This window comes from Flavobacterium sp. LS1R10, from assembly GCF_003968825.1.
Lineage (GTDB): Bacteria > Bacteroidota > Bacteroidia > Flavobacteriales > Flavobacteriaceae > Flavobacterium.
In genome coordinates, this window is record NZ_RYDH01000001.1 from 382,408 (window position 1) to 406,360 (window position 23,953).

Annotated in this window: 19 protein-coding genes; 12 read left to right on the forward strand and 7 right to left on the reverse strand. The window is 34.1% G+C overall.

The genetic code is table 11. The features are described from left to right. Positions 1 to 267: 267 nt before the first annotated feature. The 12 genes from EKL96_RS01680 (at position 268) to EKL96_RS01735 (ending at position 15,651) form a co-directional block, all read left to right on the forward strand. Positions 268 to 675, forward strand: coding sequence for a hypothetical protein (locus tag EKL96_RS01680; RefSeq protein ID WP_126457664.1), 408 nt, complete (start codon positions 268 to 270; stop codon positions 673 to 675). A 28-nt stretch (positions 676 to 703) separates the two neighbouring features. After that, complete coding sequence (locus tag EKL96_RS01685; protein ID WP_126457665.1) at positions 704 to 946, forward strand: hypothetical protein; 243 nt, start codon at positions 704 to 706, stop codon at positions 944 to 946. A gap of 2 nt (positions 947 to 948) precedes the next feature. Continuing rightward, on the forward strand, positions 949 to 1,206 hold the full coding sequence (locus EKL96_RS01690) for a helix-turn-helix transcriptional regulator (protein ID WP_199739562.1): 258 nt from the start codon (positions 949 to 951) through the stop codon (positions 1,204 to 1,206). A 71-nt stretch (positions 1,207 to 1,277) separates the two neighbouring features. Then, a complete protein-coding gene (locus EKL96_RS01695) occupies positions 1,278 to 2,504 on the forward strand; it encodes a DNA cytosine methyltransferase (RefSeq protein ID WP_126457666.1) in 1,227 nt (408 codons plus the stop codon). Next, the gene (locus EKL96_RS01700; protein WP_126457667.1) at positions 2,504 to 3,541 is read left to right on the forward strand and encodes a DNA cytosine methyltransferase; all 1,038 of its coding nucleotides are present in this window, start codon (positions 2,504 to 2,506) and stop codon (positions 3,539 to 3,541) included. Before EKL96_RS01695 ends, EKL96_RS01700 begins: the two co-directional genes overlap by 1 nt. 6 nt (positions 3,542 to 3,547) lie before the next feature. Then, positions 3,548 to 5,485, forward strand: a complete 1,938-nt coding sequence (locus EKL96_RS14610; RefSeq protein ID WP_126457668.1) for an AAA family ATPase — start codon at positions 3,548 to 3,550, stop codon at positions 5,483 to 5,485. A 1-nt stretch (position 5,486) separates the two neighbouring features. After that, on the forward strand, positions 5,487 to 6,818 hold the full coding sequence (locus tag EKL96_RS01710) for an McrC family protein (RefSeq protein WP_126457669.1): 1,332 nt from the start codon (positions 5,487 to 5,489) through the stop codon (positions 6,816 to 6,818). A gap of 99 nt (positions 6,819 to 6,917) precedes the next feature. Continuing rightward, positions 6,918 to 8,147, forward strand: coding sequence for a phospholipase D-like domain-containing protein (locus EKL96_RS01715; protein ID WP_126457670.1), 1,230 nt, complete (start codon positions 6,918 to 6,920; stop codon positions 8,145 to 8,147). 768 nt (positions 8,148 to 8,915) lie between these two features. After that, a complete protein-coding gene (locus EKL96_RS01720; protein ID WP_126457671.1) occupies positions 8,916 to 10,559 on the forward strand; it encodes an amidase family protein in 1,644 nt (547 codons plus the stop codon). A 512-nt stretch (positions 10,560 to 11,071) separates the two neighbouring features. Then, positions 11,072 to 14,293, forward strand: a complete 3,222-nt coding sequence (locus tag EKL96_RS01725) for a WD40/YVTN/BNR-like repeat-containing protein (protein WP_126457672.1) — start codon at positions 11,072 to 11,074, stop codon at positions 14,291 to 14,293. 294 nt (positions 14,294 to 14,587) lie between these two features. Next, positions 14,588 to 14,977 (forward strand): Dabb family protein, encoded by a 390-nt coding sequence (locus tag EKL96_RS01730; RefSeq protein WP_126457673.1) that lies wholly within the window; start codon positions 14,588 to 14,590, stop codon positions 14,975 to 14,977. Positions 14,978 to 15,213: 236 nt separating this feature from the next. Beyond that, entirely contained in the window at positions 15,214 to 15,651 is a 438-nt protein-coding gene (locus EKL96_RS01735; RefSeq protein WP_126457674.1) for a hypothetical protein, read from the forward strand. Between the two features lie 236 nt (positions 15,652 to 15,887). Here EKL96_RS01735 and EKL96_RS01740 read toward each other — a convergent pair whose 3' ends face one another. The 7 genes from EKL96_RS01740 to EKL96_RS01770 form a co-directional block, all read right to left on the reverse strand. Next, positions 15,888 to 16,634 carry a tetratricopeptide repeat protein gene (locus tag EKL96_RS01740; protein WP_126457675.1) on the reverse strand — a complete coding sequence of 249 codons (747 nt, stop codon included), beginning with the start codon at positions 16,632 to 16,634 and terminating at the stop codon, positions 15,888 to 15,890. A gap of 73 nt (positions 16,635 to 16,707) precedes the next feature. Further along, complete coding sequence (locus tag EKL96_RS01745) at positions 16,708 to 18,453, reverse strand: BatD family protein (RefSeq protein ID WP_126457676.1); 1,746 nt, start codon at positions 18,451 to 18,453, stop codon at positions 16,708 to 16,710. 20 nt (positions 18,454 to 18,473) lie between these two features. Further along, positions 18,474 to 19,220, reverse strand: coding sequence for a tetratricopeptide repeat protein (locus tag EKL96_RS01750; RefSeq protein ID WP_126457677.1), 747 nt, complete (start codon positions 19,218 to 19,220; stop codon positions 18,474 to 18,476). A gap of 46 nt (positions 19,221 to 19,266) precedes the next feature. Beyond that, positions 19,267 to 20,298 (reverse strand): vWA domain-containing protein, encoded by a 1,032-nt coding sequence (locus EKL96_RS01755; RefSeq protein ID WP_126457678.1) that lies wholly within the window; start codon positions 20,296 to 20,298, stop codon positions 19,267 to 19,269. A gap of 128 nt (positions 20,299 to 20,426) precedes the next feature. Further along, a complete protein-coding gene (locus EKL96_RS01760) occupies positions 20,427 to 21,428 on the reverse strand; it encodes a vWA domain-containing protein (protein ID WP_126457679.1) in 1,002 nt (333 codons plus the stop codon). After that, positions 21,428 to 23,056, reverse strand: coding sequence for a hypothetical protein (locus tag EKL96_RS01765; protein ID WP_126457680.1), 1,629 nt, complete (start codon positions 23,054 to 23,056; stop codon positions 21,428 to 21,430). Before EKL96_RS01765 ends, EKL96_RS01760 begins: the two co-directional genes overlap by 1 nt. Before the next feature lie 17 nt (positions 23,057 to 23,073). Continuing rightward, positions 23,074 to 23,937, reverse strand: coding sequence for a DUF58 domain-containing protein (locus EKL96_RS01770; RefSeq protein ID WP_126457681.1), 864 nt, complete (start codon positions 23,935 to 23,937; stop codon positions 23,074 to 23,076). Between the last annotated feature and the right edge of the window lie 16 nt (positions 23,938 to 23,953).

The window sequence follows — 23,953 nt, forward strand, 5'->3', positions numbered from 1 at the left end:
AGGCGTACTAAACTGCTTGGTAGCAAAATCTCTATTCTTTTCCCTACCCTCTCAATGATTTATCCTTACAACCAAATTTTCAATATCAACAGTGTTATTCGTAACACTTTAGGAACCAAAACCAAGTGAGGGAAAATATGATTACCCTCCTATCTTAATTTAAAATTTGAAAGGAGTACAATTGTTCATGAATTGTTCATTATATTGCACTCGTTTTACTGATTTTGTTAAATACACAAGAAATAGTCTACATAAAAAAGATTAATTATGACACCCATTAAACAAGGACAAATTGTAAAATTTCATACGCCTTTAGCAGATGAAAATCCAAACCAATTATATGTGGTTTTAGAAGTAATTGAAGACGACGAAAGGCCAAGAGCAGATATTCAAGCGTTGAATACCGGATTATCTTTTCCACCAATAAATACAGTGCGATTAGACGATCTAGAAATAGTTGAAGTAGAAACCAATGATTTAATTGGTCATAAAGTAACAATAAATAAATCCGATTATTCCCAAGTTGAAGGTAGAGTAATCAAAGTTAGCGAACAAAAAATAGAAATCAATCTGTCTAATGCTGTCCATGGTGTAGAAACTAATGTTTGGCTCACAGTTGTTGATAATAAAGGTCTTGAGCACATAGGAACTTTATTCGTTAATCCAACTAAGTGATTTAAAGAGTACATAAAATACTATCATTATGAATATATATATAAGTGAAGAAGAAAAATTGAAGCATCCATTCTATAAACTTATGGAATTCAGTGATGATGAATTGATAAAAGAATTAAATTCTTGGTCTAGATTGGAATTAATAGAGTGGCTTTGTTGGAATGACAGTAATGGGGTTTATAAAGATGAGGAATCTTTACAAGAGTTTGGCAATACTGTTAGTAAAGAAGAAGCCATTGAGATTATTGCAAGACAAATTACAGAAGCATAAAAATGATAAATAGTGACTTTGAAATAGCAGAGAATTCGATGGAAGGTTACCTCCACGACTCTCGCTTAAAAATGGGGGAATCCATTCGGGAAATCCGAGAAAAAAAAGGGTACAATCAAGAACAATTAGCCGAAATTATGAAAGTAAGTAGAACGACTATTTCTAAAATTGAAAATGGAAAGTTCAATTGTAGTATGGATTATTTGTCTAAATTTTCATGGTTCTTAGGATTTGATTTTCTAAAATTCATTGACAAATGATAAGATAGCAATATTACGATTTTAACCAATTTAAATTAATAATAAATTTCCTTAAAGGAATACAGAGCATAATGACAGAAGCACAAAATAAAAAATATAAATTCCCAAAAGAGTCTCTAATATATTTACAAGAACCTCAATTGTTATTATTTGAAGATGAATTTGAAAAGTTTGGAAAAAAAGATTTAATAAATATTAACTTTAATCATAGAGGGTATAATGTTAACGATCAAGTTGAAAAAATTATTGATAGTAAAATACAAACTATTGGTTTTTTTTCTGGAGCAGGTGGACTAGATATAGGCGCTCAATTAGCTGGTTCTAAAGTTATATCAAGTTTAGATTTTGACAAAGACAGTGTAGCTACAATGAAGAGTAACAAGTATTTTAACCATACCAAACATTTTCACAAAGACATTAAAGAAATGTCAGGTATTAGTTATTCTGAAATTATAAAAAATAATAATCCTGAAAAATTAATTTTAGTTGGCGGTCCTCCCTGTCAACCTTTTTCTAAAGCTGGATATTGGGTAACACATAAAAATAGGCTTGGGAGCGAAGATCCACGTAATATGATTGGTCAATATTTAAGAATGATTGATGAATTAAAACCAGATGGGTTTTTATTGGAGAATGTAGAGAGTTTATTACATCCAAAAAATAAAAGTGCGGTTCAGAATTTAGAAGAAGGTATTGATAAATTAGGATATAATTTTATTGTCTATAAGTCAAATGCAATTGAATTTGGTGTTCCTCAGAAAAGGAAAAGAGTGTTTTTTATGGCATCAAAAAATAAAATATTGGATGAACCAATTAAAACACATGGTAGTAGTAAAGAAATTTTATTTAATGATAATTTATTGCCTTATGAAAGAGTAATAGACTGGATTGGTAAATTTGATGATGATAAATACTTTGAGAAAGAAGAATTGACTTTGGGTAAAACATATGAAAATGAACTTAATCAAGTACCACCTGGACAGAATTATTTTGCACTAACGGCAAGAAACGGCCATCCTAATCCAAAGTTTGAAGCTAATAAGAGGTTTTGGAATTTTCTTTTAAAATTACACCCTAATCTCCCATCATGGACTATCTCGGCACAGCCAGGACCTTGGGTAGGTCCTTTCCATTGGAATAATAGACGTTTAAGGGTGCCAGAAATTGCTGCATTACAAACCTTTCCAGAAGATTATAATTTTGTAGGGACAAGACGTTCTATTCAAAAACAAATTGGTAATGCTGTTCCATCCTTATTAGGAGAAGCAATGGTTAAACATTTAATTAAAAATATATAATGAAACCAAAAATTGTAAGTGTTTTTTCGGGAGTTGGCGGTATTGATTTTGGTTTTGAGCAATCTGGTTTTGAAACAGTTTTCGCATCCGATATATGGGATAGGGCTTGCGAATCATTAAAAGTGAACTTTCCAAGTTCAGAGGTGGTTTGTGATAATATTGAAAATATAGATTTCAAAAAAATTAAAAAAACACATAAAAGCATTGATGGCCTTGTTGGAGGACCTCCATGCCCCCCTTTTTCAAAGTCTAGATTTTATCGTAAAGAAAAAGAAAGAGGTATTGATGATGAAGATGGTTTTATGACTGTTTCCAATTATTTTAGAGCTGTTAAAGAATTGAATCCAAAGTTTTTCTTTTTTGAAAATGTTCATGGCTTTGTTTTTAAGCCTCACAAATCAGCACTGGAAATGGTAGAAAAGGAGAGTGAAAGATTGGGTTATAAAATATTCCATAAAGTTATTAATGCTGCAGATTATGGTGTTCCACAAACAAGGCAGCGTTTTATTTGTATAGGAGTTAAAAAAGAAATGGAAGATTTTACCTTTCCAGACAAAACTCATTCTGATCCAGCTAAACTTGTAAAAGACACAAAACCTTGGGTAACTTGTGGTGACATTTTAAAGGACATTGATTTCGATTTACCTGAGGATATAAAAATGGAAGCTGGTTCCAAACACAAAGATCTTTTAAAAGAAATACCTCCTGGGGATAATTATTTATTCTTTACTGAAGAAAGAAATCATCCTGAACCTGTTTTTAAGTGGCGCTCTAGGTATTGGTCTTTTTTACTAAAGCTTTCACCTGAAAGGCCATCTTGGACAATCCAAGCAAGTCATTCAAATAATATGGGACCATTTCATTGGAAAAATAGATTCTTAAGGATTGAAGAAATTAAAAGAATACAAACTTTTAGTAATAAACATATTTTCTTGGGTTCCTTTAAAGAGCAATGGAGACAAGTTGGTAACGCTGTCCCGCCAAAGTTATCATTTGTAATCGCTAAATCTATAAAAGAGCAATACTTTAATAAATAAGTACATATGGCAAAAATAGTAAATAATCAAGGTCTTATTCTAGAGGGAAAGGATTTAGATTTTAATAATCAAAAAGAATATCTTGAAAGGTCGCTTGCAATTAATAATTGGACTTATGAATTAATTCAAGAGGGAAATAGCGGATATGTATGTTATAAATTAAAACATGCCAACACTGTAGATTACATTATTCATGTTTATCTAAAACCGGTTAAATGGAGAAGTGGTCGTGTCGAAAATGAAAAACAACATCAAATGCAAGGTTCTGTTGATATGCGTGGTTATAACGCTCCTCAGTCTGAGTTTGAAAAAACTTTTGCATTAGGAATTTATGCTGATCCAACTAGTAGTGACTATTTAATTTGTGGTTGGGATGCATTTGAATGGGGACCAAACAAAGGAGAGAAGCCATTTAATTATAACCTTAAAGTTGATTTACTTTCTGAGGCATTTAAATTTGGCTTTTCTAATACTTTGAGTGATGGTCGTAAAATCTTTGCATTTAAGCCAGAGTTTATATATTATTACTTACTAAACAAAGATTTACTTCACGGAACAGGAAGAAATGAGGAAAATGAAGTTGTAGAACCATACCCTTTAACTGACCAGCCACTGAATCAGATTTTATATGGTCCGCCAGGAACTGGAAAAACCCATCATTCAATAAATCATGCTTTATCTATTGTAAAAGGTAATGACTTAAGTGATATGACCAGAGAACAAATTAAAAAAGAGTTTGATGCTTTTGTAGAGAGTGGACAAATTCAGTTTGTTACTTTTCATCAATCATATTCTTATGAAGAATTTGTTGAAGGCATTAAACCTCAGGTTAATGCAAACGGTGATATTGAATACCATATTGAAGACGGAATATTTAAAAAATTATGTAAAAAAGCACAAGACTTATCAATATTAAATGTTGGCGATACTTTTTTAAATTCACATAATTCTGCCCATTCGATATCTAAATTTACAAATGATATCGTCGAAATTACTAGAGACGAAGGTTCGATTATTACTTTTCCTACAAAACTAATTACTGGTTTACTTGAACTTTTAGCTAATAACGTAATAGAATTAATCAATATTCAGACTAAAGAAAAGGACGGTATTCATTTACAAGATTTTTTACAAGATTTTCTTGGTATTAGATTTGATAAATATATATTTGGTTATAATAGTGTTTTAAAAGCTCTTATTGAATTTATCTTGTCAAAAGAAAAATTCAATAATGCTAATTATGTATTAATTATTGACGAAATAAATAGAGGTAACATTTCAAAAATATTTGGTGAATTAATTACATTAATTGAAGATTCAAAACGTATTGGTGCTAAGGAATCGTTAAGAGCAAAACTGACATATTCAGGTGCTAATAGTGTAGAAATGTTTGGTGTGCCTAGTAATGTTTATATTGTTGGTACGATGAATACTGCTGACAGGTCAATTGCCTTAATTGATACAGCTTTACGAAGAAGGTTTGTGTTTTTTGAATATTCAGCTGAGACATCACTTCTTAATGTTGATGTTGAAGGTATTGATTTAAGGGCTTTAGTTTCAATGATGAATGAAAGAATAGAATTCCTACTAGATAAAGACCATTTACTTGGACATGCTTTTTTTCTTAATATAAGAACTAAAGATGAATTGTGTTCTGTTTTTAGAAATAAGATTCTCCCATTACTAGAAGAATACTTTTATGGAGACTATGAAAAAATTCAACTAGTATTAGGTGATAATAAAGAATTTGGTAAAAAAGATGAAAATAGAATCGTTATACCAAAACCAACTTCTGAACAGAAAAAAATATTTGGAAAAGAAGTAGACGGCTTTGAAGAAAAAACACTATATAAAATTAATGAAAACTTAGTTGTTGAAGATTTTGAATCAATAACAACTGAATTCTTTACTTCTATTTATTCAAAACAACTAAAAGAAGCTTAGTTTGAAAAGACAGTCATATCATATTTGTGAGTACGGAGTAATTCGTTCATTAAACGACTACGGTAATGAATCGCAAAGTTCTCTTTCGGAACTGTACTTACCAGAAAAACAATTCGATAGCTTTCACAATTACATTTCTCAAAACCAAGATGATTCACCCGATGGAGAAAAGCCATTTTCTTTATTTTCAAAAGGAAAGCGAAAACAAATAAAAGTAAAGAATTATGTTGGTGTCATTGAGACCAAAGATGGTTTGCATTTGGAAATTCTCCCTAAAATTCATTTTAATAAGACGACTGATGAATTAGGTGAGACTAAGAGTGTTTTTTTAAGAATGTTAAAACACCTCAAAAACTCACCTTTTGTTAATATCAGTAAAGCACATATTGAAACGAAAAAAGATTTTCCAATTTTAGAGGTTTTTATCAAATCATATATAAACGAGGCAGAAAGAGTATTTACTCGCGGTGTAAAATCAGATTATGTTCTTCATGAAGATAACGTTCCGTATTTGAAAGGTAAATTAAAAATCAATCAAAACATCAAATATAATTTTGCAAACAAAGCCAAGTTCTATTGTGAGTTCTCTGAGTATTCTCAGAACATCCCGGCTAATCGTTTGGTAAAATCGACATTAATCAAGTTACTTAAAATTACAAATAGCTATAATAATTCCTATTCTATTAATAAATTACTTTCTCACTTAGAAGAGGTTGATGTATCGTCTAATATAAAAGCAGACTTAACGGCTATAAATTCATCAAACAGATTATTATCAAAATACAAATCACTTCTTTTATGGTCTGAAATATTCCTTTTAAACAAATCATTTACAAACTTTAAAGGTGACAATCTAAACATGGCAATATTGTTTCCAATGCAGAAAATATTTGAAGATTACATTGCTTTTCTATTTGGCAAATATTCAGATGGTTTTAAAATACGAGTCCAGGATAAATCATACTTCTTGGTTGAGAAACATAAGGGAGCAAATAAATTTCGTTTAAAACCAGACATAGTAATTGATAAAGAAGCAACAAGAAAAAAAATAGTAGACACTAAGTGGAAATTACTTGATGAATTTGCTGAAAGGAAAAACTATAATATATCTCAAGCGGATATGTACCAATTATACGCTTATGGCAGGAAATACACTAACGAAAAAATTGATCCGTGTCTTGTCCTTATTTATCCTTCAAATCCCAACTTCTCAAACAAATTGGACAATTTTATCTATGAAGGTGACTTAACTTTAGAAGTAGTCCCTTTTGATTTAAGCGGTGACGAATTGCATCAGCAATCGCAAATTGAAAGAATTTTGAAGGAATTATAAAAACACTTTTTGATTAAAGTGTCAGAAAAAAATTAATCAAAAATCAGATTGACTTTTATAATAACACATACCTAATCGATGTTAAAAAAAGTAATATAGATGTCAAAAAAAGAAATGATAAAAGTTGAATTTATTACAAATAACAAACCATCTAATCATCTTGATTATATCATCAAGAGTTTTGAAGATACAGATAAAATTTATTTAGCCACTGCATTTCTTAAAATGTCAGGATTAAATTTACTATTTCCTTACATTAAAAAACATGTTGAAAAAGGAAAAGCAATACAGGTTATTGCAGGACAACATTTTGGATTGACTGAACCAGATGCCCTAAGAAAACTGCATACTTTATTTCTTAAAAATCCAAATGCTATTTTGTATTTGGATAAAGCATTAAACAAATCAGCCGTTTTTCATCCAAAACTTTTTATGTTTAAAAATGGAGATCGCGGAATTATCATTTCTGGTTCTGCCAATCTGACAAAAGGAGGATTAATGGATAATCAAGAATCATCCATTGTTATAAATACAATTATTGAAAGTTCAAATTGGAAGGATGCCAGTTATTATTTTTCAACGATTACATCTACACAAAATGCGGATGTTGCTGGTTATATGATTATTAATCGTTATGAACAGTTTTATATTGAGCAATATAATTTTCTTAAAGGACAAAAAGTTGTTCCTTCCAAAAGCACTAATGAATATAATTTTAGTTATGCTAAGTTAAGAGAACATTTAGCTAAATATAGTAATGCAGAAAGTAAAAAAGCTTTTATTCAAAGAACAAAAGACTATAAACAAGCAAAAGGTGTATTAGATAATATTATAGATTCTCCTAGATTGACTCAAAAATCATTTGAAGATGCAATAGACTCCCTTGTGGGTAAAAAAGGTCAAAGTGGCCTATGGAAAAGTGGTAGTTTACTGCGTTTAAGACACAAAGTATATAACCATCGAAATGAATTTAGAGAACTAGTAAAATTTATCAGAGACAATCAAAATTTACCAGCATCGAAAGTTTTTGCTAAGGCTCGTGAAATGATTAATACTATAAATGGAGCTAGAGTAAATTATGTCACAGAAATAATGATGACCTATCAGCCAGAACGATTTGCTAATCTTAATTCAAACCCAATTAAAGTTTTAAAAGAAGAAGCAGGGGTTTATTTTAAAGCTCATAGTGGTTCTTTTAGTGGCGAAGATTATGAGCAATACTGCTTATTAGTTGGGGAAATTTGTAATGAACTCAAGTTAAAAAATCTATTGGAAGCTGATAGTTTCTTTAATGATATTTATTGGATATTAAAAGAAGAAAACAGATAAAGAACTTAAATAAGTAGTTTATATTCGATAAAAAACCAATATTTTTGTACATTTAGAGAGAAGTAATAAAGCGTTCTTTTATATTCAAACACGAATAAATTAATAAAAAAGGCATACAATTCGGTAACATAAAAAAGTAAAACAACGTAAAGTCTTGATTTTACTGCTAATTACACTCCTTGGTTCGAGCCCAAGAGAGGGAGCTTTTTAAAAAGACTTTACAGTGATGTAAGGTCTTTTTTGTTTTAAAGCTGTAGTGAAATCGGGACTTCAGGGTGATTCAGTAGATAAAAGCTAATTCTAGATTTTGCCAAGTTACTAGGTTCGTTTATAAAAAAAAGGCACACTATTCGGTACCCATCTAAAATCTCGAGGTACCCATTTTATATTCTGACTTGTCATGCCAATTGTTTAACTCTAAAAAACGGTAACATGAATCAAAAAAAAACTACAATTCTAATAGTGCCTCTTGCCAAAAACCCACCTCCTTTTTTTAAAGAATCCTATCCTGCCTTTGCTATAATTTTACGCTAATAGTACATTAATTGTATATCTTTGAATTTCGATCACATGACTTATTATTTACAAATAGGTTCGGGAATAAATAAAGACACTTAATGCTGTTTGAACTTGCGGATTTTAATATCTTTTCTTTCGAATATACATCCAACACCTTTTGTTTATAGTTGCTTCGATTAAGTAAATAGTGTAAAAACGAACTAGAACTGACCTAAAAAAAACCAATACATAACCCTAAATTTAGATTTAATGAAGAAAATTCTTTTCCTCTCTCTCTTTTTTATACTGGCTTGTAAGCCAACTCAAAAAACAGTTATTCCGGCATGGGCCCCTTATGACGAAACCGAAGAACTAGCAAAAAATGCTACCAACGCATCAACAAGAATGCAATACAAATTGATCCAGTCAAAAATTCTGGATAAAAACACTATTTGGGAAAACATAGCACAACAGATAGGTGCTTTTTCGGAGGACGATTATCAAAGACTAAAACCTTTAATCTTAGAACAAAACATTCCCACCATTCAATCCCATATTAAATCTGGCAGCCTTAGCTATGAAACACTGACACAGTGGTATTTATACAGAATTGTCAAATATGAAAATGATAAAGATAAGATGCTAAATGCAATTGTAGCTATTAACCCTGAAGCAGTTAATGAAGCACGAAAGAGAGATAAAAACAAATCCAATCACGACCATCCAATTTACGGCATACCAATACTTGTAAAAGACAATACAAACGTAAAGGGCATGCCTACCACCGCAGGAACACATTTGTTACGAAACAATACCGCTGCAGATGCATTTATAATTACCCAAATAAAAGATAAAGGTGCTATTGTTTTAGGTAAAACAAACTTAAGCGAATGGGCTAATTTCCTTTTCCTGACTGGTCCTAATGGCTATAGTGCAGTGGGAGGGCAAACGCTTAATCCCTATGGACGGAAAATATTTGACACTGGTGGTTCGAGCTCAGGAAGTGGTGCTGCGGTAGCCGCCAATTATGCAGCGGCAGCAGTGGGAACTGAAACTTCAGGTTCTATTCTTTCTCCTTCGTGGCAAAATTCAATTATTGGTCTAAAACCAACTACTGGTTTATTGAGCCGAACGGGTATTATTCCAATCTCAAGTACATTAGACACGCCTGGGCCAATGACAAAAAATGTTACTGATAGTGGAATCCTTCTTTCGGCTATGAGTGGAGAAGACAATAATGATCCTGCAACCAAGAACAATCCAAAAAACATAAAGTACCTCGATGATCTAAAGTCGGGAACGCTGCAAGGATTACGATTTGGTGCCATTAAAAACTTTTTAGGAGATTCAATTTATAAGCAGAGTATCAATACCATAATTAAGTTAGGTGGTATAGTCGTTGAATATGATCCAGAACCAATGAACTTCGACGGTTTTGGCACCATACTTAGTGCCGACATGAAAGTTGATCTTCCTAATTATTTGAATAAATATGCATCAAATGAACTTACTATCCGCTCTATTGCTGACATTATAGCGTACAATAAAAATGATTCGATACTAAAAATTCCCTACGGACAAGGACGTTTTGAACAAATGCTAGCCGAAAACACTACTGAAGCAGAATTACTGCAAATAAAGGCCAAAATCAAAAAAGAAGGAGTCAATTTTTTTGAAAAACCGATGGTAAAATACCAACTCGACGCTATCTTATCCATAAACAATAATAACGCCGGTCATGCCGCTGCGGCCAACTACCCTTGCCTTACTATTCCTATGGGCTACAAAACAACGGGAGAGCCATGGGGTCTTACATTTATAGCCAGACCGTATCATGAAGACAGCCTTTTAAAAATGGGATTTGCCTTTGAAAAAGCAACAAAAATTCGAAAATTACCGCAAGACTATAAATAGTTTTAAAAGATTAAAATTAAAAATACCCGCATCTATTAAATCACTTGTACGTTGGCTACAACTTTAATTTAAAGCAAGAAGATGTAAAGCAAAATTGATATTGAAAACCTAATACAGAATCCTGAAAGTTCAATGAGATTACTTGAAAACATATAAAAAGTTAATCATCGAATAAATCACCCGAACAAGCCTCAATAGCTATCGGTAGAACCTTTTTAAAAAAGACTTTACAGCAATGTAAGGTCTTTTTTGTTTTAAATTCACAATGAAATTAAGACCTCACCTAGTTCAAAGATAGAAATAGAAAATTTGTTGATAACCATTTTAACTTAGTTACAAATCTGTGCTTCCATGCAACGCCGTTTAACAACTACAATTACTACTAAATTAATTCTTATATTTGATAAATAACTAGGTATGTGTTTTTCCAATATGCAGTGTTTAAAACTAAAAATGGCAAATCCTTATTGAAGTTTAAAATTTAACAACCACTAACCAATCTATTAAAACCTATGAACCAAACTTATTTTAAAAGAATTAATTTTAGTATCGTTCTTGTCTTTTTTATAACACTTTCCACTAGCTTAGGCTATGCTCAAAAAAAGAATGTAAAAAACAAAACAACTTCAAATTTTGTCTCAGATAGCGTATTTAATGCGCTTAAATGGAGAAATATCGGACCTTTTCGATCGGGAAGATCACTTGCGGTAGCAGGACATGCCAACCATCCTTTGACGTATTATTTTGGTTCAACAGGAGGTGGCGTTTGGAAAACAATTGATGGAGGAAATGAGTGGTTTCCTATTTCTGATAGTATTTTTAAATCATCTGCTGTAGGTGCAATTACAGTTGCTCCATCTGATGCGAATGTAGTATATGTAGGAATGGGCGAAGCGGATATGAGATCCAATATCTCTTTTGGTGACGGAATGTATAAATCTGTAAACGGCGGAAAAACTTGGTCAAAATCTGGCCTCGATAAAGCGGATGCAATCGCTAATATTGAAGTACACCCTTCTGATGCTAACATCGTTTTTGTTGCAGCAATGGGAAATCCTTTTAAATCTAATCCGGAACGCGGTGTTTACCGATCAAAAGATGGTGGAAAAACATGGCAATTAGTTCTTTCTAAAGATGAAAAAACGGGCGCCATGTGTGTTCGTATCGATCCTACCAATCCTAGAATTGTTTACGCAACGCTTTGGGAAGGGTATCGTAACGGTCATTCTATGTCATCAGGAGGAAAAGGATCTGGAATGTACAAATCTATTGATGGCGGTGATACTTGGAAATCGCTTAACGAAAAACCAGGAATGCCAATTGGAATCCTCGGAAAAATGGGAATCGCTGTGTCTCCAGTAAATTCGAATCGCTTGTATGCTTTGATCGAAAATACAAAAGGCGGACTGTATCGATCTGACGATGCAGGCGAGCACTGGGAATTGATTAATGAAGATAAAAATCTTTGGCAAAGACCATGGTATTACATGAATTTACAAACCGATCCTAAAAACGAAAATGGATTAATTGTATTAAATGTAGATGCTTGGAAAACTAGCGATGGCGGTAAAAGCTTTAAAAAAATAAATGTCCGACACGGAGATACGCATGATGTATGGATTAATCCTTTAAACCCAGATAACTTTATCATTGGTGATGATGGTGGTGGAGAAGTTACCTTTAATGATGGGGAAACCTTCACGGAACTAGATACGCCAACCGCTCAATTTTATCATGTATCAGTAGACAATGAATTCCCGTATAATATCTACGGAGCTCAGCAGGACAATTCTTCTATTCGGATTGCTTCTAGAACTAGTGGCAATAGTATAGGTCCTGAATCTTGGTACGCCGTTGCGGGTGGCGAAGCAGGATACATCGAGGCAGATCCAACGAATGCTGACATTACATACGGTGGCGAGTACGACGGTCAATTGAGTTCTTACAACAAAAAAACAGGCCAAGGAAAAGATATCTCTCCGTATCCAGAATCGAATATTGGGGCTCCTTCAAGTGCTAAAAAATACCGTTTTCAATGGACGTACCCAATTGTTTTTTCGCCTCACAACCCAAAAAGAATGTATGTTACCTCTCAGGTAGTACACGTGACGGAAGATCAAGGTCATTCATTTGAAATTATAAGTCCTGATTTATCCCGAAATGATCCAAAAACTACAGGAGAAACGGGCGGACCAATAACTAAGGATCAAACAGGAGCGGAAGTATACGCTACCATATTCACCCTCTCAGAATCACCGCTAGAAAAAGGGGTAATTTGGACCGGATCTGATGACGGTTTAGTACATATCACTAAAAACAATGGGGCAAAATGGGAGAATATCTCATTACCAACAACAGTATTACCTGACTTTTCTTTGATTAGTATGATTCACACTTCAGAACACGAAAAAGGAAAAGCATATTTAACAGCCAATAAATACATGTACGGCGATCGTACACCGTATATGTTCAAAACGGTTGATTATGGAAAAAGTTGGACTAAAATAACCAATGGAATTCCATCTGATGAATATTGCAGAGTATTGCGTGAAGATCCTAACAAACCCGGATTACTGTTTGCTGGAACTGAGCGAGGCGTTTATGTTTCTTTCAACGATGGAGATTCTTGGCAAAAACTAAACTTGAATTTACCGGTTACTCCTATTAGAGATTTACAAATTCAAAAAAGAGAAAAGGATTTAATCGTTGCAACCCACGGCCGATCTTTTTGGGTATTAGATGATATTACACCGCTTTATGAAATAAAAGACAAAACAGTAAAAGGAAACAAACACCTTTTCAAACCGCGTCCTGCTTATAGAATGCAAGGCGGACAAAGCGATGACATGAGTTCAGGAACTAATGCCCCAAATGGAGTAATTGTACGTTACTTTTTCAAAAAGAAACCTTCAACTGAGATAAAATTACAGTTTCTGACACTCAAAGGAGATACGATAAATACCTACTCTTCAACCAAAGACATGAAGGGTGAACCCATGAAAATTTCCAAGGAATTTTATCAAGATCCAAAAAAAGAGCAAGCGGGTTTCATCACCGCAAAAGCAGGTATGAATTCATTTGTATGGAACATGCGCTATCCAAATGCAACTGCAGTTGACGGAACTAATGTAATGTGGGCAGGATCTGGTATTGGCGCAAAAGTAGTACCGGGATCTTATATTGTTCGGTTAATTGAAGACAAAACCATTATTGCAGAGTCAGCTGTTGAAATCAAACTTGATCCTCGAATGACCACGAGTGATGCTGATTTAAAAGAGCAATTTGACTTGCACCAAAAAGTCAATAAAAAAGTCAATGAAGCTCATCTCGCGATTAACCAACTGCGAAAAATTCGGACGCAAATTAATGGATACATAGCAACTGTAAAAGATACTGTGGCAGTCAATCAAATGAAAAAAATGACGAAATCGACTCTGGAAAATTTGGATAAAATTGAGTCATCATTAATGCAGCCAAAAGCTAAAGCACCACAAGATGTGTTAGCATACCCAATTCAATTGAACGACAAAATGGCTGGATTAGGATCCAATATTTCGTCATCGGAATCAAAACCAACCCGAAATGCTTATGTTGTTTATGAAGATTTAGCTATGAAAATAGATGCCGAACTCCAGAAAATAAAAGATATCGTGGATAACGATGTCAAGAAATTTAATGCTTTTGTAATGAAACAGCAAATTCCTGCCATTATTTTAGATAAGGAAATAAAATAATTAGATCGTATCAATCTTGTCAAATGGAGCGCAGTCGAGATTTAACTGCTAATCTGTCCCGAGGGGCGAGCCCAAGAGAGGAGCTTTTTAAAAAGACTTTACAGCAATGTAAGGTCTTTTTTGTTTTAAGGCTTTAGTGAAAGCCGGGCTTCATGGTGATTAATGAGAAAAACTATCTTGTTTTGCAAAAACCGTTCTGTTTCAAAAACAGCAGTCATTCTCCTTTTAAAATTTGAGATAAATAGTGATCCTATTCTATTTTTAATTTAGATATTTACATTTAAAATTAATCAGATGATACGAAGACAGTTTATTGGTTCGGCGGCTTTAGTAGGTATTGCAGGTGCTTTTGGATTCACAAAACACTCCAATGAAAAAAATTTAATACACCATGTGTTTTTTTGGTTAAAGAACCCCCAATCGGAAGAAGATAAACAGCAATTGATTTCCGGCTTGAAAACTTTAGCAGCAATTCCAACGGTTCGCCAATTTCATTTGGGTATATTAGCTTCTACGGAAAAACGGGAAGTAGTAGACACTTCTTGGGACGTTTCAGAGCTGTTATTTTTTGATGATGAAGCGGGTCAAAAAATATATCAGGACCACCCTATTCATCAGGATTTTGTAAAAAACTGTTCCCATCTTTGGAAGAAAGTTTTGGTTTATGATGCAATAGACTTATAGGCCTTGAATCTTGAGATATTAGATCAAATACTTTTACCATAATTAAGAGATTCTAAACAAAAATTAATGAATTCTTATTTATTTCAGCCATTACAATTTTCTACTTTACCATTTTTGCAATAATCTTTTTTGCTTGATTTGAATTACCCCAGCTTGCGATTTCGTGCAAAACAGGCATTAAGCTTTTCACTTTAGCAAATGAAAATGTAATTCCAGATTTAGATATTGGAAATTATTTGAATAACATTCGTCGGGAAAAATTATTTATTGTTGAGCAAAAACTTGTTGATGGCAAAATTTTTGAAATAGAAAGATCATATTATTTAGCAGAAGTAGAAATTGGAAATAAAGTATCTATAAACAATGAGGTTATTAAAGACGGCTCATATCAAATAAGCAACGAAAAAAAAATATATGAAGTCAAAAACAATACAATAATACAGATTTTTACAGTTAACATTTACAAAACTTCTTCTGAAACAGAAATTACAGTACATCAAAAAAATTACTGGGAGATATCAAAAGATGATAGCGTTTTTATAAACTCTGAAATTGCAGAAAGTCAATCATTAAAACTTACGAAAGGGACAGTTTTATTAGTTCATGATGGTAAAATTAACCAAATAAAATGGAAAACAATTTTTCATAATTTACTGTATTTATTTCTGCATTAAATTCTTACTAAGCTTCAGAGTAAATTGGGCATTTAATCGCAATAATACTTATGTCATGGGGTGATTATGTTTTTAAAGTTTCAATATAAAAACATGAGACAAATATTAAATGCCAACTGTAGAATTTGCAATTTTGAAACTGATTTTAAATATGGTGGCGGTCAGTTTAATTACCATGAAAACCGCCCTGTTTCTGCTATAAATAAAGAAACTGGACAATTTGAAACCGTGAACTATTATTTCACTTCCTTAATTGCACTGCTCTCTATCCAGCCTTCGGTTCCGTCCGTTAGCTGCACTTTTTTCCATTTTTCGATGACTTCCTTCACATAAACTTTAGTTCCTTCATGCAGCACAAAAATAGATTTACCGCCATTTCTGGGTTCGCTTTTCACATTCGCCATTTCGGCAAAAACAATGGCTGGTTTTTCGGTATCAAAATGACTTTTCTCAATAATAGCTGCGACCAGCGCCATTAGTAAAAGAAAAACAGCCAGAAACATTCCAAAAAAGAAAATCCGTTTAGGAAGTGTTCTTTGTAAAAAATAGTACCCGATAAAAAACAACAAAAAAGCGGCAGCCAATCCTACAGAAACCCATCCCCAGGTATTATAATGATAAATTCCCGTGAAATCACGAACTAATTTTGCAAAACCTACTTTTGGGATTACTTTAATTTCATCAATTGTTCTTTTTTGAGCGAATTTCAGGTTGTTAATACTTCCTTGATCGTTTGGATTGAGCACTAATGCTTTTTCATAATTGTAGATCGAAGGCGCAACCTGATTCAATTTATAATAGGCATTTCCTAAATTAAAATACAATTCCGAAGAGTGCTGCTGCTGGGTTTTCAAAACACTTTCATAGGCAGCCACGGCTTCAGTGTACTTTGCCTTTTCATAATACGCATTCCCTTTTTCAAAGCCGTTTTGGGCAAAGAAAAACTGAGTTGAAAGTAAAAGTATGTATAGTATATTTTTCATCATTATCTTTTTTTGCAACGAGGGCACAAAGGCTCATAGTGTATTTACTCAAAAATTAATTTTAGTACTTTTATTAAGCAATCTGTTTTTCCAACGCAGCGATGATATAAACTGCTTTATCAAAATCCTGTTGTATTGTAACACTGGATGAAGGTGCATAACGGGCCACTTCACAATTTTCAGTAAGCACAATAAAGTCGTTTACAGCTTCCGGTTTTGCATTTCGGGACAACAATAATTCCTGAATATTATTCTTGCTCATTTCAGAGGTTTCAATGTGTAATTTTGCCTTCAGGAAATTATGCATCGCTTTCTCCAGTGCAATGTAAAACAGTTCTTTGTTATTGATTTGTTTCTTGGCCACTGATAAATATTTCTTGGCCAGTCTATTATTCATTCGGATTCTGTTTCCGGAAATATCGCCATCCATAGCTTCCTTTTTCTTTTTGAATAACACAATTATTGGAACCAATAAAAAAGGCAGTACTAACAATCCAATAAACAAATTCGATCCAAAGAAATCCTCTTTATCAATGGTAACCAGATTGGTTTTTGACTTGATCGTTTTAAATTCTTCAACCGCTGCAATTTTATTTTTATTTCCAGCTGTAGCAGAAGAATCTGCCGGAGAAGGGCCATCAAGAATATGGATCATAATCTCTGGAGAACGGAGTGTTTTATACGTACGGGAATCCAGATCAAAATAAGAAAACAGCATTGGTTTTACCGGATAATTTCCTCTGTATTGCGGAATTATAGTATAACTGTCTGACATTTTTCCGCTCATACCGGAAAGTGGTGTACTGATGTCTTCGCTGTGAACGGCATCATACATTTCCAGCGCATTTGGCACAACTGGTTTTGGCAAACTGAACAATTTTAGATTCCCTTTTCCGGTTACGCTGACAACAAGATCCAGACTTTCTCCGTTTTTTAAATCGGTTTTAGACGGTGTGACTTTGAAGTCGAAACTTCCAACCGCTCCGGTAAAATTTTCTGGTTTTCCAGACTCGGGTAGTGGTTTAACGGTAATGGTTTTGGCTCCGGCCGAAACTCTTTGGGTCGTTTCCGTTAGTACCATTCGACCAAACATATCCCTTTGGTTCGTTGGTAACTGCACATCAACTGCTAATGATAGGGGCTCGATCTTAAGTTTTCCTGATTTTTGCGGATATAGCACTACTTTTTTTAGCACGATATAGCGATAATTTTGGCCTTTAAACATCCCCTCTTCGGCAGCAAGCTGTTTTATTTCAATATTTTGACTCCAAAAATCATTGTATTTTGGCTTGGTCAGTTCTCCTAAATTTGAGATGCCAATATTTGCAAAATACAATTTGTACACGACCGTAATGGGTTCGTTGATGTACGGATTTGTTTTAGACACATCGGCAACAAGATATAAGTTTTCATCCGCAGACACTTGTGAATCGTTTGGATCTCTGGGTTGTTGCGTAGCCTCAGTAACATTTATTTTTACTGGTGCTGTCTTATAAATTTGACCATTAAACTCTATGGCTGCCTGCTTGATAACCAAGGTTCCTTTTTGATTTGGCAAAAGAATATATGAATAGACTTTCTCAAAAGAACTTCTCCCGTTTACCCAGGACTGACTTACTTGCTGGCTGGGCCCGGCAACAATTCTAAATCCTTCAAATGAAGGCTTCACAAAATTATCCCCATCTACATTCATCATAAAATCAATACGCAACCTCTCATTTAAGCCCAACGTACTTTTGCTGACTTTGGCCTCAAACTGAACCTGAGCATTAAGGGAGCTGCACACCAATAAAACGATTGCTGCTATATATTTTTTCATTTTCAAACTGTCTAATTGAATTACCAATCCTTCTCCGTTTTAACTGGTTTTCCTTTTACTTTCTGGGCATTCACCTTATCCTGAACCTTCTTTTCTTCTCTATTTACAGCATCTAGTAAATTTTCCAGACGCTGCTTGGAGATACCTCCAGGTGCTGGTTTTGGCTCCCCATTTTCATTGGGTTTTGGCTCATTTTTATCTTTGTCCTGATCGCCTTTATCGTCTTTTTTATCGTCCTCTTTTTTGTCTTTCTTCTCGTCCTTTTTATCGTCTTTCTTGTCTTTATCTTTCTTGTCGTCTTTTTTCTTGTCATCCTTTGGCGGATTGTCTTTCAGCATTTTTTTGGCCAAAGCAAAATTATAACGGGTTTCCTCATCGGTTGGGTCATTTCGCAAGGCGTTTTTATACGCTTCTACCGCCTGAGTATAATCCTTTTCATTCATGAATACGTTTCCCAAATTATGCAGGGCTCTGTGTTTTTGAGGTCTCGTTTTTGAATTTTTAAATGCTTTGGCGTACGCAAATTTGGCTTCTCCAGACTGCTTTTGCTTGTAAATACTATTTCCAAGATTGAAGGACGCAGCGGTACTATTAGGGAATTTTGAATCCGAAATTCTGTAATTAGCCTCTGCCTCTGCGAATTTGTTTTCCGCATATTCTGCATTTGCTTTAGGCAAAATTCGGTCTTTTTGTTGTGCGTACAAACCGGCCGTTCCGCAGAAAGCAATCATTAAAAAAGCAATTATGATAATTTTAAATCTTTTCATTTATTGTATCTATAAATCCAGAAGGCTAATAACCTTTAGGAAATAATTATTTATTTTCGTTAAATAAATTCAATTTCTTAACCCAGTTTGTTTTTCTCTCCAATAGAAAGACATCTACAAATAACAGCAAGAAGGCAAAGCCCAAAAACCATTGAAATTGCGATTGAAAATCCGCCATTTCCGTCGCTTCAAATTCGGTTTTTTGAATATTATTCAATGCATTTTTTACATATTCAAGCACTTCTTTGGTATTATTTCCGTTTACATAACCCCCTTTTGTGGCTTTAGCAATCGCTGTCAGACTTTCTGGAACCAACTTCGTTATAACCACTTGGTTGTTATTGTCTTTCTTGAAACCTTCAATAATTCCATTTCTTTTCAATGGGATTGTACCTCCTTTTTCAGTTCCAACACCAATTGTAATAATTTTAATTCCCAACTTATTGGCTTCTTCAGCCGCTTCTTCAGCACCTTCATTATGGTCTTCACCATCCGAAATCATGATCAATAACTTACTCGTTTTTTTATCATCAAAATAGGTTGACGATAATTTGATTGCCTCGTTGAACGATGTTCCTACGGAGGAAACCATATCAGTATTCATGCTTTGCAAAAACATTTTTGCAACGCTGTAATCCGTAGTGATGGGCAATACCGGAAAAGCACTTCCGGCATACGCCACAATACCTATCCTATCGCTTCCTAACTGGTTGATGATTTGTGAGACAATTTGCTTGCTTTTGTCCAATCGATTGGGCGCAACATCTTCGGCCAGCATACTTTTAGAAACATCCATTGCAAAAACAATGTCAATCCCTTCCCGTTTTACGGTTTCCATCTTGGTGCCAATCTTTGGGTTTACCAAAGCAAAAATCAGTCCAAGAAAAGCTAAAATCAGCACGACTATTTTTAATACTGGCTTAAAAACGGAACTTTCCGGACTTAATTTTTTTACCATTTCTAAATCTCCAAACTCGCGCTGTTTCTTTCTTTTCCAATATAAATTGGCCAGAAAAACCAACACTAAAAGAGGCAGTATAAAAAGAAGGTATAAATATTTTTTTTCGTCTAATTCCATTTTTAATTTTAGATTTATGAATTTTGATCTTAGATTTTTACCCTAAATCAAAATTCTAAACTTGGTCATTCTAATTCCAATATTCCAGTTCGTGCTCCCTTCCCTTCGGGGAGGCTGGGGTGGGGATTTTATATAAAGCTTTTAAAAACTGTATTCCTTAGTCCTACTTCCAGCAACAACAAAAAACCGGCAAACCATATAAAAGGCCTGAATTTTTCATCGTAATCATAGAATTTTAGTTCTTCTATTTCTGTAGTTTCCAGTTTATTGATGGAGGCATAAATTTCGGCCAGCTTGCTATTGCTGGTGGCTCTAAAATATTTTCCGTCCGTTTTTCTGGCAATACTTTTCATTAATTGTTCGTCGATTTCCACTTTCATCATTTGGAATAAAAACGTTCCATTAGGTGCTATTTTATAGGGAAACATGGCCATTCCGTTAGTTCCAATTCCTACTGTGTATACTTTTATTCCATATTGCTTGGCGATGTCTGAGGCTGTTTCCGGCTCAATGAATCCAGCATTATTCACACCATCTGTCAAAAGAATAATGACTTTACTTTTGGCTTTACTGTCTTTTAATCGGTTTACGGCAGTGGCTAATCCCATCCCGATTCCGGTTCCGTCCTGCAAAACAGTATCGTATTTTATACTGCTAATCGCATTAAGGATTACTGCTTTATCGCTGGTCACCGGTGTTTTTGTGTACGCTTCCGAGGCATACACCACTAATCCTATTCTGTCATTTGGTCGTTCTTCAACAAAATCAGCTGCGACTCTTTTCAATGCTTCCATTCGGTTTGGTTTCAAATCTTTGGCCAGCATACTTCCAGAAACATCTATTGCCATAACAATATCAATTCCTTTAGTTGTTTTTGTTCTACTGCTTACATCCACCGTTCTTGGCCTGGCCATGGCAACAATTAAAGAACACAATGCCAAAACCCGGAATACATTCAACAGTGGCTTTAACTTTGTCAAATACGACTCTGCGCCTTTAAATCCTGCTATAGAACTAATTTTTAATGTTGCGATCTGTTCGTTTTTTGTCCAAAGCAACCAGGCAATCACAACTGGAATCAGTAGAAACAGCCAAAAAAATTCTGGGTTCAAAAAAGTTATTTTATCCATTATTTACTTGCTTGTTTTAATTCGACCGAGTTCAAAACTCGTTCTGAGATTTCATTGCCATAGGTATCTCCTTCTTCATGAAAAAGTAAAATTTGTTGTAATCCACCTTCCTGACTGAACAATACTGCTTCATAGTACATTTTTACACCTGTCGTATCACCGCCATCAACTTGGGAAAAAGTGCCGTAGGCTTTAATCCCTTTGACCCCTTCTTTGGTTTCAAATTCTTCTTGTTTAACAATCATATTTTGAGCTCCTTGGGATTCTAATGATTGCAATACCCCGTCCATCGATTTAGCCAAATCAATTTGCGTTTCTGCTTTGAATTTTAACGTAGAAACCATCACATAAAAACGATCTAAAACACTACCATACACAAACGATTGCATCTCTTTAATCAATGCCATTCCATTTTTAGGAAGCGTTTTAGTCAGATCTATTCTCTTGAGTACTTTTGGTGTTTCTATGATAATTCCTGGATTTCCATATTCACTTTTTACCCATTCGCCTTCTAATAATTCTTTTGTAGGATGACCAATGATATTGTCTTTCACATAACTAAACCCTTTGGTAACAATAAAAAAAGTGGTGGTCGCTGCCAATAAAAAAAGTACAATAGCGCTGGCCGTAAGAATCCGTTTATTTCTTTGTTTGCGCAACTGAATTTGAATTTGTTTTTGTCTTTGTGCTTCATTCAACAGTATCTCTTCTGCTTCTGGAACTTCCAGCGGAATGGAGCTGTCCAGGGTTAAAATTGCTTTTTGAATTTTATTTCGGTCTTCGGTTATTTCAAAATCCAATGGTTTCGATTTGGCAAATTTCACTAAATCGGCTTGTTTCAAAACACGCTCCAGATTATCGATAATTTCCTTCGAAAGCGTCATTTTCTTTTTGACAGAAGCCGCTCTAAGTCCAAGAATCAGCTCTGATGTAGTACTTTCCATAGCTGGAATTTCTATGGCTTCTTCAATATAATTTCGGGCAATATCAGTCAATTCACTGTAATAGGCCTTGACTTCTCCTTTTTGCCAAAGTTCTTTTTTCTCCAAAGAATCCAGCAAACTAGTCGCTCTTTCTATAGGCGTTTTATAAATTTCTTTGTGTAGTTTTTTCTCTTGTCGTTTTTTAATAAACCAATAAATACACGCTCCTATACCACCAATCAAAGCAACAATCAGCAGGTATTTCCACCAATCCCCAATTGAATTATCCGCAGGAGCAATGTCCTTGATGTCGTACATTTTTTGTTTCAAAGTATCCACTTGAACATTCGCTACCTCAACCAAAAGCGAATCCGTAAAAAACGGTTTGCTGTTGATAAAAATCTTGATACTTGGAACCACATATCTGCCAGAATCAAATTGGGTCAACCCGTATTTCTTGATTAATTCATAACGGCCGTCCATTTTGACCGTATCAATAGGATACGACTGAATCACCTCTAAAGCGCCAAGGTTTTTTAAGTTTGGAAAAATGACCTTAGACGAAGTGTCAACAGTAGTTTTTATGGATAATTTAAATTCGGCACCAATTTTATTTTTAATTGTATCAATACTTGTGACTACTTGCTTTTGTTGTGCAAAAACAGCCGTAGAAAGCAGCAATAGTAGGTATAATTGTTTTTTCATCTTTTATTATTGAACCCTTATCTCGATTTAAAATAACTCAGCAATTTAGTCACATAACTTTCATCAACTCTTGTGTTTACCACACCTGAACCTGATTTACTGAATGTTTCTTTAAAATAGGTTACTTTATTATGGTACTGTTTTTCATAATTCATTCGCACTGCTTTCGAGCTGGTATTTATCAATTCAATTGCTCCGGTTTCGGCATCAAGCATAGAAACCATCCCTAAATTCGGCATTTTTTCTTCCCGAATGTCGTACACGCGAATCCCAGTTATATCGTGTTTTTTAGAGGCTATTTTTAATGTATGTTCATACTCTTCCGACATGAAATCAGAAATTACAAACACAATAGCTTTCTTTTTCTGGGTTCCCGATAAAAATTTTAAGGCTTGGGCAAGATCTGTTTTACGGCTTTTGGGCTGAAATTCGATCAATTCCCTGATGATGCGCAATACATGCGATCTTCCCTTTTTTGGCGGAATATACAATTCGATTGCGTCAGAAAACAAAATTAAACCTATTTTATCATTGTTTTGTGTGGCTGAAAAAGCCATTGTTGCCGCAATCTCCGTAACAATATCTTTCTTGAATTGATTTTTCGAACCAAAACTTTCTGATCCTGATATATCCACCATCAACATCATGGTCAATTCCCGTTCTTCCTCAAACACTTTTACGTGCGCTTCATTGTATCGCGCCGTAACATTCCAATCAATAGCACGAATATCATCTCCAAACTGGTATTGACGCACCTCGCTGAACGTCATTCCGCGCCCTTTAAAAGATGTGTGGTATTCCCCCGAAAAGATGTGATCGCTCAATCTTCGGGTTTTGATTTCTATTTTTCGTACTTTTTTTAAGAGATCTTTTGTATCCATTTCTTTGGTAATTAGT

Bases quoted from the DNA above. Each gene is read 5' to 3' on its own strand.
- EKL96_RS01680 (WP_126457664.1), top strand. From the start codon at position 268: ATGACACCCATTAAACAAGGACAAATTGTAAAATTTCATACGCCTTTA.
- EKL96_RS01685 (WP_126457665.1), top strand. From the start codon at position 704: ATGAATATATATATAAGTGAAGAAGAAAAATTGAAGCATCCATTCTAT.
- EKL96_RS01690 (WP_199739562.1), top strand. From the start codon at position 949: ATGATAAATAGTGACTTTGAAATAGCAGAGAATTCGATGGAAGGTTAC.
- EKL96_RS01695 (WP_126457666.1), top strand. From the start codon at position 1,278: ATGACAGAAGCACAAAATAAAAAATATAAATTCCCAAAAGAGTCTCTA.
- EKL96_RS01700 (WP_126457667.1), top strand. From the start codon at position 2,504: ATGAAACCAAAAATTGTAAGTGTTTTTTCGGGAGTTGGCGGTATTGAT.
- EKL96_RS14610 (WP_126457668.1), top strand. From the start codon at position 3,548: ATGGCAAAAATAGTAAATAATCAAGGTCTTATTCTAGAGGGAAAGGAT.
- EKL96_RS01715 (WP_126457670.1), top strand. From the start codon at position 6,918: ATGTCAAAAAAAGAAATGATAAAAGTTGAATTTATTACAAATAACAAA.
- EKL96_RS01720 (WP_126457671.1), top strand. From the start codon at position 8,916: ATGAAGAAAATTCTTTTCCTCTCTCTCTTTTTTATACTGGCTTGTAAG.
- EKL96_RS01725 (WP_126457672.1), top strand. From the start codon at position 11,072: ATGAACCAAACTTATTTTAAAAGAATTAATTTTAGTATCGTTCTTGTC.
- EKL96_RS01730 (WP_126457673.1), top strand. From the start codon at position 14,588: ATGATACGAAGACAGTTTATTGGTTCGGCGGCTTTAGTAGGTATTGCA.
- EKL96_RS01740 (WP_126457675.1), bottom strand. From the start codon at position 16,634: ATGAAAAATATACTATACATACTTTTACTTTCAACTCAGTTTTTCTTT.
- EKL96_RS01745 (WP_126457676.1), bottom strand. From the start codon at position 18,453: ATGAAAAAATATATAGCAGCAATCGTTTTATTGGTGTGCAGCTCCCTT.
- EKL96_RS01750 (WP_126457677.1), bottom strand. From the start codon at position 19,220: ATGAAAAGATTTAAAATTATCATAATTGCTTTTTTAATGATTGCTTTC.
- EKL96_RS01755 (WP_126457678.1), bottom strand. From the start codon at position 20,298: ATGGAATTAGACGAAAAAAAATATTTATACCTTCTTTTTATACTGCCT.
- EKL96_RS01760 (WP_126457679.1), bottom strand. From the start codon at position 21,428: ATGGATAAAATAACTTTTTTGAACCCAGAATTTTTTTGGCTGTTTCTA.
- EKL96_RS01765 (WP_126457680.1), bottom strand. From the start codon at position 23,056: ATGAAAAAACAATTATACCTACTATTGCTGCTTTCTACGGCTGTTTTT.
- EKL96_RS01770 (WP_126457681.1), bottom strand. From the start codon at position 23,937: ATGGATACAAAAGATCTCTTAAAAAAAGTACGAAAAATAGAAATCAAA.